This window comes from Bradyrhizobium sp. AZCC 1578, from assembly GCF_036924675.1.
Classification (GTDB): Bacteria; Pseudomonadota; Alphaproteobacteria; order Rhizobiales; family Xanthobacteraceae; genus Bradyrhizobium.
Genome location: NZ_JAZHRZ010000001.1, coordinates 4,960,610 through 4,974,022 on the forward strand (window position 1 = coordinate 4,960,610; position 13,413 = coordinate 4,974,022).

Annotated in this window: 12 protein-coding genes; 9 read left to right on the forward strand and 3 right to left on the reverse strand. The window is 63.8% G+C overall.

Annotated features, from left to right (window positions below; all coding sequences use genetic code 11):
• Position 1: 1 nt before the first annotated feature.
• The 4 genes from V1290_RS23750 to V1290_RS23765 all read left to right on the forward strand — a co-directional run bounded on the left by V1290_RS23750 (position 2) and on the right by V1290_RS23765 (position 4,653).
• Positions 2-2,092 (forward strand): M3 family metallopeptidase, encoded by a 2,091-nt coding sequence (locus tag V1290_RS23750; protein ID WP_334366618.1) that lies wholly within the window; start codon positions 2-4, stop codon positions 2,090-2,092.
• A gap of 153 nt (positions 2,093-2,245) precedes the next feature.
• Positions 2,246-2,872, forward strand: a complete 627-nt coding sequence (locus V1290_RS23755; RefSeq protein WP_334369156.1) for a DUF1007 family protein — start codon at positions 2,246-2,248, stop codon at positions 2,870-2,872.
• Positions 2,873-2,910: 38 nt separating this feature from the next.
• Positions 2,911-3,951: a nickel/cobalt transporter gene (locus tag V1290_RS23760; RefSeq protein ID WP_442895011.1), complete on the forward strand. Its 1,041-nt coding sequence runs from the start codon at positions 2,911-2,913 to the stop codon at positions 3,949-3,951.
• Positions 3,952-4,218: 267 nt separating this feature from the next.
• Complete coding sequence (locus V1290_RS23765) at positions 4,219-4,653, forward strand: acyl-CoA thioesterase (protein ID WP_334366620.1); 435 nt, start codon at positions 4,219-4,221, stop codon at positions 4,651-4,653.
• Positions 4,654-4,868: 215 nt separating this feature from the next.
• On the opposite strand, the gene V1290_RS23770 is transcribed toward V1290_RS23765, so the two are convergent.
• Entirely contained in the window at positions 4,869-5,267 is a 399-nt protein-coding gene (locus tag V1290_RS23770; RefSeq protein ID WP_334366621.1) for an MAPEG family protein, read from the reverse strand.
• A 101-nt stretch (positions 5,268-5,368) separates the two neighbouring features.
• Between V1290_RS23770 and hemH the strand changes: the two genes are divergently transcribed.
• The 4 genes from hemH (at position 5,369) to V1290_RS23790 (ending at position 8,691) form a co-directional block, all read left to right on the forward strand.
• Complete coding sequence (hemH, locus tag V1290_RS23775; protein WP_334366622.1) at positions 5,369-6,403, forward strand: ferrochelatase; 1,035 nt, start codon at positions 5,369-5,371, stop codon at positions 6,401-6,403.
• Between the two features lie 173 nt (positions 6,404-6,576).
• Entirely contained in the window at positions 6,577-7,578 is a 1,002-nt protein-coding gene (locus V1290_RS23780) for an SPFH domain-containing protein (protein WP_065743724.1), read from the forward strand.
• Between the two features lie 36 nt (positions 7,579-7,614).
• Complete coding sequence (locus V1290_RS23785) at positions 7,615-8,061, forward strand: NfeD family protein (protein ID WP_334366623.1); 447 nt, start codon at positions 7,615-7,617, stop codon at positions 8,059-8,061.
• Positions 8,062-8,136: 75 nt separating this feature from the next.
• Positions 8,137-8,691 (forward strand): carboxymuconolactone decarboxylase family protein, encoded by a 555-nt coding sequence (locus V1290_RS23790; protein WP_334366624.1) that lies wholly within the window; start codon positions 8,137-8,139, stop codon positions 8,689-8,691.
• Between the two features lie 139 nt (positions 8,692-8,830).
• On the opposite strand, the gene V1290_RS23795 is transcribed toward V1290_RS23790, so the two are convergent.
• The gene (locus tag V1290_RS23795) at positions 8,831-9,844 is read right to left on the reverse strand and encodes a KpsF/GutQ family sugar-phosphate isomerase (protein ID WP_334366625.1); all 1,014 of its coding nucleotides are present in this window, start codon (positions 9,842-9,844) and stop codon (positions 8,831-8,833) included.
• A 194-nt stretch (positions 9,845-10,038) separates the two neighbouring features.
• Between V1290_RS23795 and V1290_RS23800 the strand changes: the two genes are divergently transcribed.
• Entirely contained in the window at positions 10,039-11,736 is a 1,698-nt protein-coding gene (locus V1290_RS23800) for an outer membrane beta-barrel protein (protein ID WP_334369157.1), read from the forward strand.
• Positions 11,737-11,905: 169 nt separating this feature from the next.
• On the opposite strand, the gene V1290_RS23805 is transcribed toward V1290_RS23800, so the two are convergent.
• Positions 11,906-13,363, reverse strand: coding sequence for a glutamate synthase subunit beta (locus V1290_RS23805; RefSeq protein ID WP_334366626.1), 1,458 nt, complete (start codon positions 13,361-13,363; stop codon positions 11,906-11,908).
• Positions 13,364-13,413 lie beyond the last annotated feature (50 nt).

Below are 13,413 nucleotides of genomic sequence, written 5' to 3' on the forward strand. Positions count from 1 at the left end.
GATGTCAGAAACCCTGCAGACGGCGGCCCCTTCGGAAGCTGGCGAAAACCCGCTGCTCCGGCCGTGGCAGACGCCATTCGAGACACCGCCCTTCAGCGAGATCCAGCCGGAACACTTCCTGCCCGCCTTCGAGCAGGCCTTTGCCGATCACGCCGCCGAGATCGCGGCGATCACCCATGATCCCTCGGTGCCGGACTTCGCCAACACTATCACGGCGCTGGAGCGCTCGGGCAAGCTGCTCGCGAAGGTCTCTGCCGTGTTCTACGACCTGGTCTCGGCGCACTCCAATCCGGCGATCCTGGAGATCGACAAGGAAGTCTCCTTGCGGATGGCGCGGCACTGGAACCCGATCATGATGAACGCGGTGCTGTTCGGCCGCATTGCGCTGCTGCACGAGAACCGCGCCACGCTCGGCCTGACCGGCGAACAGATGCGGCTCCTGGAGCGCACCTACACCAACTTCCACCGCGCCGGCGCCGGCCTCGACGAGGTCGCCAAGAAGCGCCGGGCCGAGATCAACGAGCGGCTGGCCCAGCTCGGCACCTCGTTCAGCCACCATCTCCTCGGCGACGAGCAGGACTGGTTCATGGAGCTCGGCGAGGACGATCGTGACGGCCTTCCCGAGGCCTTCGTCACCGCGGCCAAGGCCGCCGCTGAAGAGCGCGGCATGGCGGGCAAGGCGATTGTAACGCTGTCACGCTCTTCGGTCGAGCCGTTCCTGAAGAGCTCCTCCCGCCGCGACCTGCGCGAGAAGGTCTTCAAGGCCTTCACCGCGCGCGGCGACAATGGCAACGCCAACGACAACAACGCCACCATCGTCGAGATCCTCGCGCTCCGCGAGGAGGCCGCCAAGATCATGGGCTTTCCAACCTACGCCGCCTACCGGCTGGAGGATTCCATGGCCAAGACGCCGGAGGCGGTGCGCAGCCTCCTGGAGCGGGTCTGGAAGCCCGCCCGGGCCCAGGCGCTCGCCGACCGCGACGCGCTGCAGGCTCTGATCGCGGAGGAGGGCGGCAACTTCGCGCTGGCGCCGTGGGATTGGCGCTACTACGCCGAAAAGCTGCGGCAGCGGCGAGCCGATTTCGACGACGCGGCGATAAAGCCCTATCTGGTGCTCGACCACATGATCGAGGCCGCCTTCGACTGCGCCACCCGCCTGTTCGGGATCACCTTCTCCGAGCGCAAGGACATTCCGGTCTGGCATCCGGACGTCCGGGTCTGGGAGGTCAAGGACGCCGCCGGCAAGCACAAGGCGCTGTTCTATGGCGATTATTTCGCGAGACCCTCAAAGCGCTCCGGCGCCTGGATGACCTCGCTGCGCGACCAGCAGAAGCTCGACGTCGACGTCGCCCCGCTGATCATCAATGTCTGCAATTTCGCCAAGGGCGCGGACGGCCAGCCGTCGCTGCTGTCGCCGGACGACGCGCGCACCCTGTTCCACGAGTTCGGCCACGGCCTGCACGGCATGCTGTCCAACGTCACTTATCCCTCGCTGTCGGGGACGTCCGTGTTTACCGATTTCGTCGAGCTGCCCTCGCAGCTCTACGAGCATTGGCAGGAGCAGCCGCAAGTGCTGCGGCAGTTCGCCAAGCACTACCAAACCGGCGAGCCGCTGCCGGACGACCTGCTGCAGCGCTTCCTCGCCGCGCGAAAATTCAACCAGGGCTTTGCCACCGTGGAGTTCGTTTCCTCGGCGCTGGTCGATCTCGAATTCCATACCCAGCCGGCCGCCGCCAGCAGCGACGTGGCTGCGTTCGAAAAGGCGGAGCTGGAGAAGATCGGCATGCCCGCCGAAATCGCGCTGCGGCACCGGCCGACCCAATTCGGCCACATCTTCTCCGGCGATCATTACGCATCGGGCTACTACAGCTACATGTGGTCGGAAGTGATGGACGCCGACGCCTTCGGCGCGTTCGAGGAGGCCGGCGACATCTTCGATCCCGCGGTGGCAAAACGCCTGCACGATGACATCTATTCGTCGGGCGGCTCGCGCGACCCCGAGGACGCCTATGTCGCCTTCCGCGGCCGCGAGCCGGAGGCCGACGCGCTGTTGCGCCGTCGCGGCCTGCTCGAAGCAACGCCGGCGGCCTGATCAGCCGGCGCCGCTTCCACGAGTCGTCCCTGCGAACGCAGGGACCTATAACCTCTGATGTTCGTTGTGAAGGAATAGCCTTTGCCGCATTGCCAAAATGAGACGACACAGCGTATCGGTCCCCGCCTTCGGAGGAATGACGTGTTACGTGGAATGTTCGGACTGTTGGGCTTGATCGTCGCGTTGTCGCTCGGCACAGCCGCGGCCGAGGCCCATCCCCATGTCTGGATCACCGCCAGGAGCGAGGTGGTCTACGCGCCCAACGGTGCGATGACGGGCGTGCGTCACGCCTGGACGTTCGATGACATGTTCTCGACCTATGCGCTGCAGGGTGTCGCGACCAAGACCAAGGGCGTCTACACCCGCGAGGAACTGGCGCCGCTGGCACAGACCAATGTCGAGTCGCTGAAGGACTTCGCCTATTTCACCTTCGCCAAAGCCGACGGCAAGAAGGCGAAGTTCGAGGAGCCGGTCGACTATTATCTCGAATACAAGGACAGCGCGCTGACGCTCCATTTCGTGCTGCCGCTGAAGGCGCCGGCGACCTCGAAGCAGTTGGCGCTGGAAGTGTTCGACCCCTCCTACTTCATCGACTTCAAGTTCGACGACAAGGACCCGATCAAGCTGATCGGTGCGCCCGCCGCCTGCCAGATGCAATTCCAGCGGCCGAACGACGAGACCGCCAACACCCAGCGCCTGAACGAGCAGAATTTCTTGAACGGCGACAATTCCAATTATGGCGCGATGTTCGCCAACAAGATCATGGTGAACTGCCCATGAGGCGGATGCTCCCCACGAGCCTCGCGCGAGGTATCGCAATGACGGCCGCGGCGATCGCGGCCGTTGTGATTTTCGATGCTGCCTTGCATGCGCTGATGGCGCAGAATCCGTTCGGTGGTCCACGTCCCGCGGCCGAACCGCAGGTCGGCGGCGTGATCGGATGGATTTTGGCCAAGCAATCCGAATTCTACCGCGAAATGTCCGCTACCATCCGCGCGGCGAAATCGGACGGCAGCGCGGTCTGGACGCTGCTTGGAATCTCCTTTGCTTACGGCATTTTTCATGCCGCCGGCCCCGGCCACGGCAAGGCGGTGATCTCGTCCTATCTTGTCGCCAATGAGGAAACCGCGCGGCGCGGCATCGTGCTGTCGTTCGCCTCGGCGTTGTTGCAGGCGTTGGTGGCGGTCGCGATCGTGGCCGTCTTCGCCTGGCTGCTCTCTTCCACCGCCAAGACGATGTGCTCTGCGGAGAAGGCGATCGAGATCGTCAGCTACGCGCTGATCGCGGCGCTCGGCGCGCGGCTGGTCTGGACCAAGGGCGGCGGCTTTATGCGCGCGCTGCAGGCGAAGCCGGAGCTGGCGATGGCATCGGCCACGGCTCATCGTCACGATCATGACCACGCCCATCACCATCACCATCACCATGATCACGGCGATCATCACGGCCACGGCCATGCCCATGTTCATGACGAGCATTGCGGCCATTCGCACGGGCCGACACCGGACCAACTCGCTGGTCCCGGCGGCTGGCGGCGCGGCTTGGGAACGATCTTTGCGGTAGGCATGCGGCCGTGCTCGGGTGCCATCCTGGTGCTGGTGTTCTCGCTGGCGCAGGGCCTGTTCCTGGCCGGCATCGCCGCGACCTTCGTGATGGGCCTCGGGACTGCGATCACGGTCGCCACCATCGCCGTGATCGCCGTATCGGCGAAGGGTCTGGCAAAGCGGCTGAGCGCCGGGCGCGAGGGCGGCGGCGCGCTGATCATGCGCGGCATCGAATTCGGCGCCGCCGGCCTGGTGCTCTTGTTCGGCATCGGCCTGTTGTTCGGCTATCTCGCCGCCGAACGCGCGACGTGTTTGTGATCCACGCTACGAACTGTCGTCCTTGCGAACGCAGGGACCCATAACCACAGGATTAAGTTGGTGCACGAAAGCCGTCGAACAGGGTCCTCAAAACTTGCGGCACGGCGTATGGGTCCCTGCGCCGAGTGCGCGATTGCGCACGGAGGCAGGGATGACAATCTACCGCTATAGATTCCGCAACTCTATTTCGGTAACGCAAGTTGCCGGCTTTATGAAATTGGTTCGCTGCGCTATTCAAGCGCCTGAACACGCAAAGCCGGGAATCCCATGTCACGCGAGCAATTCTGGTTCTTCCACCCGTTCCGGGTGCGCTACTCCGAGATCGACGGCCAGGGCGTCGTCTTCAACGCGCATTACCTGACCTATTTCGACACCACCATCACCGAATATTTTCGCGCGCTCGGCTATGACCAATATGCCGACGCCAAGAAATCCGGCGTCGATTTCCACGTCGTCAAATCCGTCATCGAATACAAGGCGCCGGTCCGGTTCGACTGGGAGCTCGACGTCGGCGCGCGGGTGGCGCGGATCGGCAATTCGAGCCTCACCTTCGAACTCGCGATCTTCCTGAAAGGTGCCGGTGATGCGCTCGTGACCGGCGAGAGCGTCTGGGTCAACACCGATCAGAAGACGCATCGCCCGGTCCCGATATCAAAGGAGATTCGGGATTTGATCGCGACGCGGGAGCGGCATCTGGGCTGAGCCAAGTCGTCCTCGACATCGTAGGGTGGGCAAAGGCGCGATAGCGCCGTGCCCACCATCTATCGGCGATCACTCTTCTCTGATGCCCCTGCGAACGCAGGGACCCATACGCCGCGGCGGATGTTGTCTTGCGGGGATGGTCGACGACTTTCCCGCAACGATCAGCAGCGGTGGTTATGGGTCCCTGCGTTCGCAGGGACGACGGGACGCCAACCTCATACCGGCAAATACTCCTTGATCGCCGGCAGAAAGAAGATCGCGATATTGATCGCGAAGCCGATGCTCCAGAGGATCGAGCGCAGCGTTGGGCGGTTGCCGAGATAGGTGAAGACATAGGCGATCCGCACGATCACGAACAGAATCGCGAGTTCGTCGATCAGGCGCTGCGGCCCGAGCCGAAATTCCGCCAGCAGCACGGCGACTGCGAAGAACGGAAACGCCTCGATGCCGTTTTGATGCGCGCCAAGTGCACGGGCGCGGATCGGGTCCTGGTAGAAGGCGGGATCGCGCGGCTTGGCATTGTCGAAACGGCCGTAGGCGGCCCATTTGACCGATGCGATCGTCAGCAGATACAGCAGCACCGTTCCGAAAACGCACCATTCGGCGATCGTCATGGTTCCTCCCCGCGCACGCGCGCCCCGCGGCCATTTGGCAAGCGTAGCGAACCGGCGGTTATCTTGACAAGGATAGTGCAACGCGCGAAGCCATCGAAATCATGACCGCGGTCGTCCCCCTTGGCAATGCAACGGCACCGGCAGCCCTAGAGCAACGCATCGGCGTGCTGCTGGTCAATCTCGGCACGCCTGATACCGCCGATGCCCAGGGGGTGCGGGTCTATCTGAAGGAATTCCTCTCCGACCCCCGCGTGATCGAGGATCAGGGCCTCGTCTGGAAAGCGATCCTCAACGGCATCATTCTGCGGGTGCGTCCGGCCAGAAAGGCGCGCGACTACCAGAAGATCTGGAACGCCGAGAGAGGCGAATCCCCGCTCAAGACCATCACCCGGTCGCAGGCCGAAAAGCTCGCGGCGGCGATCGCCGATCGCGAGCACGTCGTGGTCGATTGGGCGATGCGCTATGGCAATCCATCGATCCGCTCGCGGATCGATGCCCTGGCTGCGCAAGGCTGCGATCGCCTGCTGGTGGTGCCGCTCTATCCGCAATATTCTGCGGCGACCTCGGCGACGGTCTGCGACGAGGTGTTTCGCGCGCTCGCCGACATGCGCGCGCAGCCGACGCTGCGGGTGAGCCCGCCTTATTACGACAATCCCGAGTACATCGAAGCGCTCGCCGTCTCGATGTCAGAACATCTGGCGGCCCTGCCGTTCCAGCCCGAACTTATCGTGGCGTCGTTTCACGGTATGCCGCAGAAATATGTCGACAAGGGCGATCCTTACTACACGCAGTGCGTCGCAACGACGGAAAGCTTGCGCAAGCGGTTGGGCCTTGATGCCGCCAAGCTGATCCTGACATTTCAATCGCGCTTCGGCAGCGACGAGTGGCTGCAGCCCTACACCGACAAGACCATCGAAAAATTGGCGAAAGATGGCGTGAAACGCATTGTGGTGGTGACGCCCGGCTTCTCCGCCGATTGCCTGGAGACGCTGGAGGAGATCGCGCAGGAAAACGCCGAGATCTTCAGGCACAACGGCGGCGAGCAGTTTTCCGCAATTCCCTGTCTGAACGACAGCGAGCCCGGCATGGACGTCATCCGCCAACTCGTTTTGCGCGAGCTTCAAGGCTGGATTTAACCACATCAACAACCACTCGCCGTTCGGAGCCCAAGAACATCTGGTGGCCCGCAAACTATTCCCTAGCTATATAGCCATAAACTGAGAACCGCCGGCTGAACCGGCGCCGCGCCGTTGCAGACAAATGAGAGATCGCGCCGGGCAACGCACCTTGCCGGCTTTGGAGGGACTTTATGAGTGGCTTCGACATTTTCGCGATTGCCTTTGTTCTACTTGTCATTGCCACATTGTTCGCGGGCGTCAAAACGGTGCCGCAGGGCTATGATTGGACCATCGAGCGGTTCGGCAAATACACCCGCACGCTGTCGCCGGGGTTGAACCTCATCATTCCCTATTTCGACCGCGTCGGCCGCAAGATGAACATGATGGAGCAGGTGATCAACATTCCCGAGCAGGAGGTGATCACCAAGGACAACGCCACCGTGACGGTGGATGGCGTCGCGTTCTTCCAGGTGTTCGACGCCGCGAAAGCGAGCTACGAGGTCGCCAATCTCGAGCAGGCCATCATCGTGCTGACCATGACCAACATCCGCTCGGTGATGGGCTCGATGGACCTCGACCAGGTGCTGTCGCATCGCGACGAGATCAACGAGCGGCTGCTGCGCGTGGTCGACGCAGCCGTCTCGCCATGGGGGCTCAAGGTCAACCGCATCGAGATCAAGGACATCGTGCCGCCGGCCGACCTGGTGGAAGCGATGGGCCGGCAGATGAAGGCCGAGCGCGTCAAGCGCGCCGACATTCTGCAGGCCGAGGGCCAGCGCCAGTCGGAAATTTTGCGGGCGGAAGGCGCCAAACAGGGTCAGATTTTGCAGGCCGAAGGCCGCCGCGAAGCCGCCTTCCGCGACGCCGAGGCGCGCGAGCGCCTGGCGGAGGCGGAAGCCAAGGCGACGCAGATGGTCTCCGAGTCCATCGCCAAGGGCGACGTCGCAGCGTTGAACTATTTTATCGCCGACAAGTACATCAAGGCGTTCGGACAGTTCGCGGATTCGCCGAACCAGAAGATCCTGATGATCCCGCTGGAAGCCACTAGCGTGCTGTCCTCGCTCGCCGGCATCGGGGAGATCGCCAAGGCGACGTTTGGCGAAAGTGCCGCTTCCGCTGCGGCCGCTGCACGGCGGACATCGTCGGTGCCGAACACCGGTCCCACCCCACCGCCGGTCACGCCGCAGCGGTGAGAGCTTGATCTGGAAGATCGATTAGAGGTTCGTGTCATGACCGACATATTTTCGACGTTAGGCACCTGGAATTGGCTGATCTTCGGCTTCGTCCTGATGGCGCTGGAATTGCTCGCGCCGGGTGTCTTCATGTTCTGGCTCGGGCTCGCGGCGCTATTGGTCGGGCTCGTGTCGTTTGCGATCAGCCCGTCCTGGCAGACGCAGCTCCTGATGTTTGCGGTGTTCGCGGTTGCCGCGGTACCGGCATGGCGGCACTTTGCGCGCAGCGAGGGCAGCCGCAGCCTGAGCAACCCGTTTCTCAACAACCGGACCAAGGCGCTGATCGGCCGGGAATTCACGCTGGAAAAGCCGATCGTCGGCGGCACCGGCACCGTGCGGATCGACGACACGGTCTGGCGCGTCGCCGGCCCTGACGCGCCGGCTGGCAGCCGGGTCAGGGTGGTGCAGGCCGATGGCGCCAGCCTGACGGTGGCGGCGGCTTAGCGCTCTATCATCTCCTTGCATTATGCTACAAAAAGTGTAGCATTGCTACTGTATTAGTAGCAATGGAGGTTGGCCGTGTCACAATCCGTGCCGCGCATCGCGCCACTTGAGCCGCCTTATGCACCTGACATTGCCGAGCAGTTCGACCGCATCATGCGCGGCGCGCCGCCGCTGGTGCTGTTTCGCGTCATTGCGGGCAATGCGCGGGCCTGGGAGAAATTCCGCGCCGGCAGCCTGCTGGATCGCGGCCCGCTCAGTTTGCGGGAGCGCGAGATCGTCATCGACCGTACCTGCGCGCGAACAGGCTGCGAGTACGAATGGGGCGTGCATGTCACGACGTTCGCGGAGGCCGCGCATCTGACGGAAGCGCAGGTCCGCGCCACCGTGCTCGGCGCCGCCACCGACGCATGCTGGTCGCCAGCGGAGCAGGCCCTGATCGCCGCCATCGACGCGCTGCACGAGCGCGCCACGCTTGATGACGCCGAATTCGCGGCGCTATCGGCGCATTACGACGAGGCGAAAATATTCGAGACCATCCTGCTGTGCGGATTCTATCGCACCGTGTCGTATCTCGCGAACGGACTGGCACTGCCGCTGGAGGAGAACGCGGTGCGGTTTCCGAAGGCCTAACCCCGTCATTGCGAGCCACCGGGTCGCGCGAATGCGCGCCCGATGACAGGCTCCGCGAAGCAATCCATCTCGCGGCATAACGGATAGGTGGATTGCTTCGTCGCTTGCGCTTCTCGCAATGACGTGGAGAGGTCGGGAGTTACGCCACTCCCGCGCGCAGGAAATCGTGCAGGTGCACGATGCCGATCGGCTTGCTGGCGTCGGTCACGATCAGCGTCGTGATCTTCGAGGAGTTGAGGATCTCCAGCGCCTCGCCGGCCAGCACGTCGCGGTCGATCGTCTTCGGATTCCTCGTCATTACCTCGTCGACGGTGGCCGACATGAGCTGCGGCCCCATATGGCGGCGCAGGTCACCGTCGGTGACAATGCCGACGATGTGTCCGCGTGCGTCGACAATACCGACACAGCCAAAGCCCTTGGACGTCATCTCGACCAGCGCCTCGGACATGCTGGTGCCGAGCGGCTTCAGCGGCACCGCGTCGCCGGTATGCATGAGGTCGCGGGTGTATTTCAGGAGCGCGCCGAGCTTGCCGCCGGGATGCAGCACGCTGAAATCGACCGAGGTAAAGCCGCGGCCTTCCAGCAATGCGATCGCCAGCGCGTCGCCGAGCGCCAGCATCATCAGGGAGGAGGTGGTCGGCGCGAGATTGTGCGGGCAGGCCTCACGGGCCTTCGGCAGCGTCAGCGCGATGCCGGCCGCCTTGGCGAGGGAAGATTCGCGCTCCGCCGTCATGGCGATCACGGAAATGCGGAAGCGCTTGGCATAGGTGATCAGATTCTTCATCTCCGGCTGCTCGCCGGACCACGATAGCGCCAGGATGACGTCGTCCGGCGTGATCATGCCGAGGTCGCCATGGCTCGCTTCGGCCGCATGGACAAAGAAGGCGGGCGTGCCGGTGGAGGCGAAGGTCGCGGCGATCTTGCGGCCGATATGGCCCGACTTGCCGAGCCCGGTGACGATCAGCCGTCCCTTGGCGTTCCGGATCAGATCGACGGCGGCGACAAAGGGTGCGCGAAGGTCGGACTGCAGCGCCGCCGCGATCGCGGCGATGCCGCTGCCCTCGGCATCGAGCGTGCGCAGCGCCGATTGGACGGCGGCATCAGCGGGTTCAGAGCCGGATGATTGTACCATCAGCGGATTCGGGTTGGCCATGTCTGTCCCAGGGAAGGAGGGGCTTCGCGCCCCGAACCCCTGCATAGCATGGGCCGTCCGGCGAAGCGACGCGGGGCTGCCGCCCTCAACGGCTCATTAACCATAATTGTTTTAACTCCATTAACGACGTGTTCCGCGAGCGTTCGGCGTTCGTCCACCAAGTATCTGTTTTTGTTGGGGTATATTTTATCGTGATGGCGGGGCCAGCATCGGGCCGGAACGGCCGCGCGCGCCTCTTCCGCGCAGCCTTGCCGTGCCTTGCGCTGATCGTCCTGACCGGAACCGCAGCGCGAGCGCAAACCCTCACGCCGGACCTGTTCAGCTCAAGGCGGACCAGTCAGATGCTGCCGCCGGATTCGCCGCTGCGCCGGACGGCGGCGGAGGTGAACGATCCCCCCAACAGCCCGAAGCTGCAAGACAAGCCCGCGCCGTCGCGGATCGGACAGATCCCGAAATACGGTCTGCCGGCCGCGAGCGGCGCCGCCGACATCGGCTACGATTCGCTCAACCGCAAGCGCAAGAAACCGAAATACTATCCGGGGCAGGCGAAGCCGAAGCCGCCGATCGGACCCGGTAGTCCGCCGTCGCCGATTGCGTCGAACACGCGGCTGCGGCTGTCGATTGCCCCATCGGAATCAGCGCACAAAACCCCGATCCCACCGGCGATGGCGGGCACGGTCGTGGGACAGCCGCCGCGCAAGCGTCTCAGGATCGATGACGATCCGTTCGGCGCGGTCGGCGACTACGCCGGCAGTTTTCTGATCAAATCCGCGGTCGAATTCTCGGGCGGCTACGATACCAATCCCGGCCGGCTCGCCCCGGCGCAAGGCAAGCCGTTCTACGTGATCGCGCCCGAATTCCTCGCGGTCTCCGATTGGGAACGCCATGCGCTGGTGGCCGATCTCCGCGGCTCCTTCACCGGCTACGGCAGCCATCTCACGCCGAACGCGGACGGCACGCCGCTGTCGGCGCCGCTCGATGTCGACCGGCCCAACTTCCTCGGCCATGTCGACGGCCGGCTCGACGTCAGCCGCAACACGAGGCTGACCGCGCAGGGACGCTTGTTCGTCTCGACCGACAATCCCGGCAGCCCGAACGTGCAGGCCGGTCTCGCCAGATATCCGATCCTCACCACGGTTGGCACGACTATCGGCGTCGACCAGAGCTTCAACCGGCTGCAGGTTTCCGCCGGCGCCACTGTCGACCGCACCGACTATACCAATTCAAAGCTCACCGACGGCACTTCAACGACCAACGACGACCGCAATTTCAGCCAGTACGGCGGCGTCGGCCGCGCCAGCTATGACTTGAAGCCGGGCATAAAGCCGTTCGTGGAAGTGCAGGGCGACAGCCGCGTGCATGACGTCAGGCTCGACCGCAGCGGATTTGCGCGCGATTCCAGTGGCGGCTATGTCAAGGGCGGCACCAGCGTCGAATTCTCGCGGCTATTGACCGGCGAAATCGCCGTCGGCTATGCCGCGCGCGACTATGTCGATCCGAGGCTCGATCGCCTGGAAGGCCTGCTCGTCTCGTCCTCGCTGGTCTGGACCGCGACGCCGCTGACGACGGCAAAATTCTATTCCGACACCACGATCACGGAGACCACGCTGCCAGGCACGTCGGGCGTCCTGACGCATGTCTACACCGTCGAAGTCGACCACGACTTCCGCCGCTGGCTGACCGCGATCGGCAAGTTCACCTGGGGCTCGCTCGACTATCAGGGCAATCCCAGGCGCGACAAGATCTACGCGGTGTCGGGCGAGGCCATCTACAAGATGAACCGCAACGTCTGGCTCAGGGGCACGCTGCGGCGCGACTGGCTGGATTCGAACCTGGTGGGGAATAGCACGGCGTCGACTGTGGTGATGCTGGGGGTGCGGCTGCAGAACTAGGCGCTCGGCTCTCCGCGTGCGTTCCCCGGATGCTGCGCAGCACGAAGTGATGCGCTGCTGATCCGGGGTCCATGCGAGCGGCGCCATGGGTCCCGGCTCTGCGGAGCAGCGTTACACGCTGCACCGCGTCCGGGACACGAGGTAACACAAAAAAGCTTTGGGTGTTGTGCTACCGCGGCAGCGTCGTCGACCCCATCAGATACTGATCGATCGCTCGCGCGCACAGACGCCCCTCACGGATTGCCCAAACCACCAGCGATTGCCCGCGGCGCATGTCGCCTGCGGAGAAGACGTTCGGCAGCGAGGTCTTGTAGTCGGCCATGTTGGCGCGGACGTTGCCGCGCTGGTCGAGGTCGACGCCGAGCGTCTTCAGCATGCCGTCGTGCACCGGGTGCACGAAGCCCATGGCGAGCAGCACGAGCTGCGCTTCGAGCTCGAATTCGGTGCCCGCAATCGGCTTGAACTTGTCGTCGACCTTCACGCAGTGCAGCTTTTGCACCTTGCCGTCGACGCCCGAGAATTTTTGCGTCAGCACCGCGTATTCGCGGCTCGCGCCCTCGGCCTGGCTCGACGAGGTCCGCATCTTCAAGGGCCAGTTCGGCCAGGTCACGCCCTTGTTCTCGTGCTCGGGTGGCGCCGGCATGATCTCGAGCTGGGTCACGGACTTCGCACCCTGCCGGAACGAAGTTCCGATGCAGTCGGAGCCGGTGTCGCCACCGCCGATCACGACGACATGCTTGCCGCCGGCCAGGATATCCTTGACGTCGCCGAGCGGCTCGGAGGAGACGCGGCGGTTCTGCTGCGGCAGGAAGTCCATCGCAAAATGGATGCCGTCGAGATCGCGGCCGGGGATCGGCAGATCGCGGCCGGCTTCGGCGCCGCCGGTCAAGGCTACCGCGTCATACTGGTTGAGCAGCTCGCGCGGATCGATCGCGCCTTGTGAAGTGCCGCCGATATGGACGCCGTAATGGAACGTCACGCCCTCGGCCTCCATCTGCGCCACGCGGCGGTCGATGATATGCTTTTCCATCTTGAAGTCGGGAATGCCGTAACGAAGCAATCCGCCAGCCTTGGCGAACTTCTCGTAGACATGGACGTCATGGCCGGCGCGCGCGAGCTGCTGCGCGGCCGCAAGGCCCGCAGGTCCGGAGCCGACGATCGCGACCTTCTTGCCGGTCTTGGCCTGCGCGACTTCCGGCTTCAGCCAGCCATTGTCCCAGGCGCGGTCGACGATCGCGCATTCGATCGTCTTGATGGTGACCGGGTTGTCGTCGATGTTGAGCGTGCAGGACGCCTCGCACGGCGCCGGGCAGATGCGGCCGGTGAACTCCGGGAAATTGTTGGTCGAGTGCAGGTTGCGCGAGGCTTCTTCCCAGTTGCCCTGATAGACAAGGTCGTTGAAATCGGGGATCTGGTTATTGACCGGGCAGCCCGGCGTGCCCGGCGCCACCGAGCCGGTGCCGTGGCAATAGGGGATGCCGCAGTTCATGCAGCGCGCGGCCTGGTCGCGGGTGTCCTTCTCGCTCAGGGGAATGACGAATTCGCGATAATGCTTCAACCGCTCGGCGACCGGCACATACTTGCGTTCGTTCCGGTCGATCTCGAGGAAACCTGTGATCTTGCCCATTAAACCTGATGCCCCTGCATCTCTCGTTCGCATCTATCTGTTTCCGTCAC

What these genes read in the sequence shown, in the direction of transcription:
- V1290_RS23750 (WP_334366618.1), top strand. Translation starts at nt 2, where the DNA reads ATGTCAGAAACCCTGCAGACGGCGGCCCCTTCGGAAGCTGGCGAAAAC.
- V1290_RS23755 (WP_334369156.1), top strand. Translation starts at nt 2,246, where the DNA reads ATGTTCGGACTGTTGGGCTTGATCGTCGCGTTGTCGCTCGGCACAGCC.
- V1290_RS23760 (WP_442895011.1), top strand. Translation starts at nt 2,911, where the DNA reads ATGACGGCCGCGGCGATCGCGGCCGTTGTGATTTTCGATGCTGCCTTG.
- V1290_RS23765 (WP_334366620.1), top strand. Translation starts at nt 4,219, where the DNA reads ATGTCACGCGAGCAATTCTGGTTCTTCCACCCGTTCCGGGTGCGCTAC.
- V1290_RS23770 (WP_334366621.1), bottom strand. Translation starts at nt 5,267, where the DNA reads ATGACGATCGCCGAATGGTGCGTTTTCGGAACGGTGCTGCTGTATCTG.
- hemH (WP_334366622.1), top strand. Translation starts at nt 5,369, where the DNA reads ATGACCGCGGTCGTCCCCCTTGGCAATGCAACGGCACCGGCAGCCCTA.
- V1290_RS23780 (WP_065743724.1), top strand. Translation starts at nt 6,577, where the DNA reads ATGAGTGGCTTCGACATTTTCGCGATTGCCTTTGTTCTACTTGTCATT.
- V1290_RS23785 (WP_334366623.1), top strand. Translation starts at nt 7,615, where the DNA reads ATGACCGACATATTTTCGACGTTAGGCACCTGGAATTGGCTGATCTTC.
- V1290_RS23795 (WP_334366625.1), bottom strand. Translation starts at nt 9,844, where the DNA reads ATGGCCAACCCGAATCCGCTGATGGTACAATCATCCGGCTCTGAACCC.
- V1290_RS23800 (WP_334369157.1), top strand. Translation starts at nt 10,039, where the DNA reads ATGGCGGGGCCAGCATCGGGCCGGAACGGCCGCGCGCGCCTCTTCCGC.
- V1290_RS23805 (WP_334366626.1), bottom strand. Translation starts at nt 13,363, where the DNA reads ATGGGCAAGATCACAGGTTTCCTCGAGATCGACCGGAACGAACGCAAG.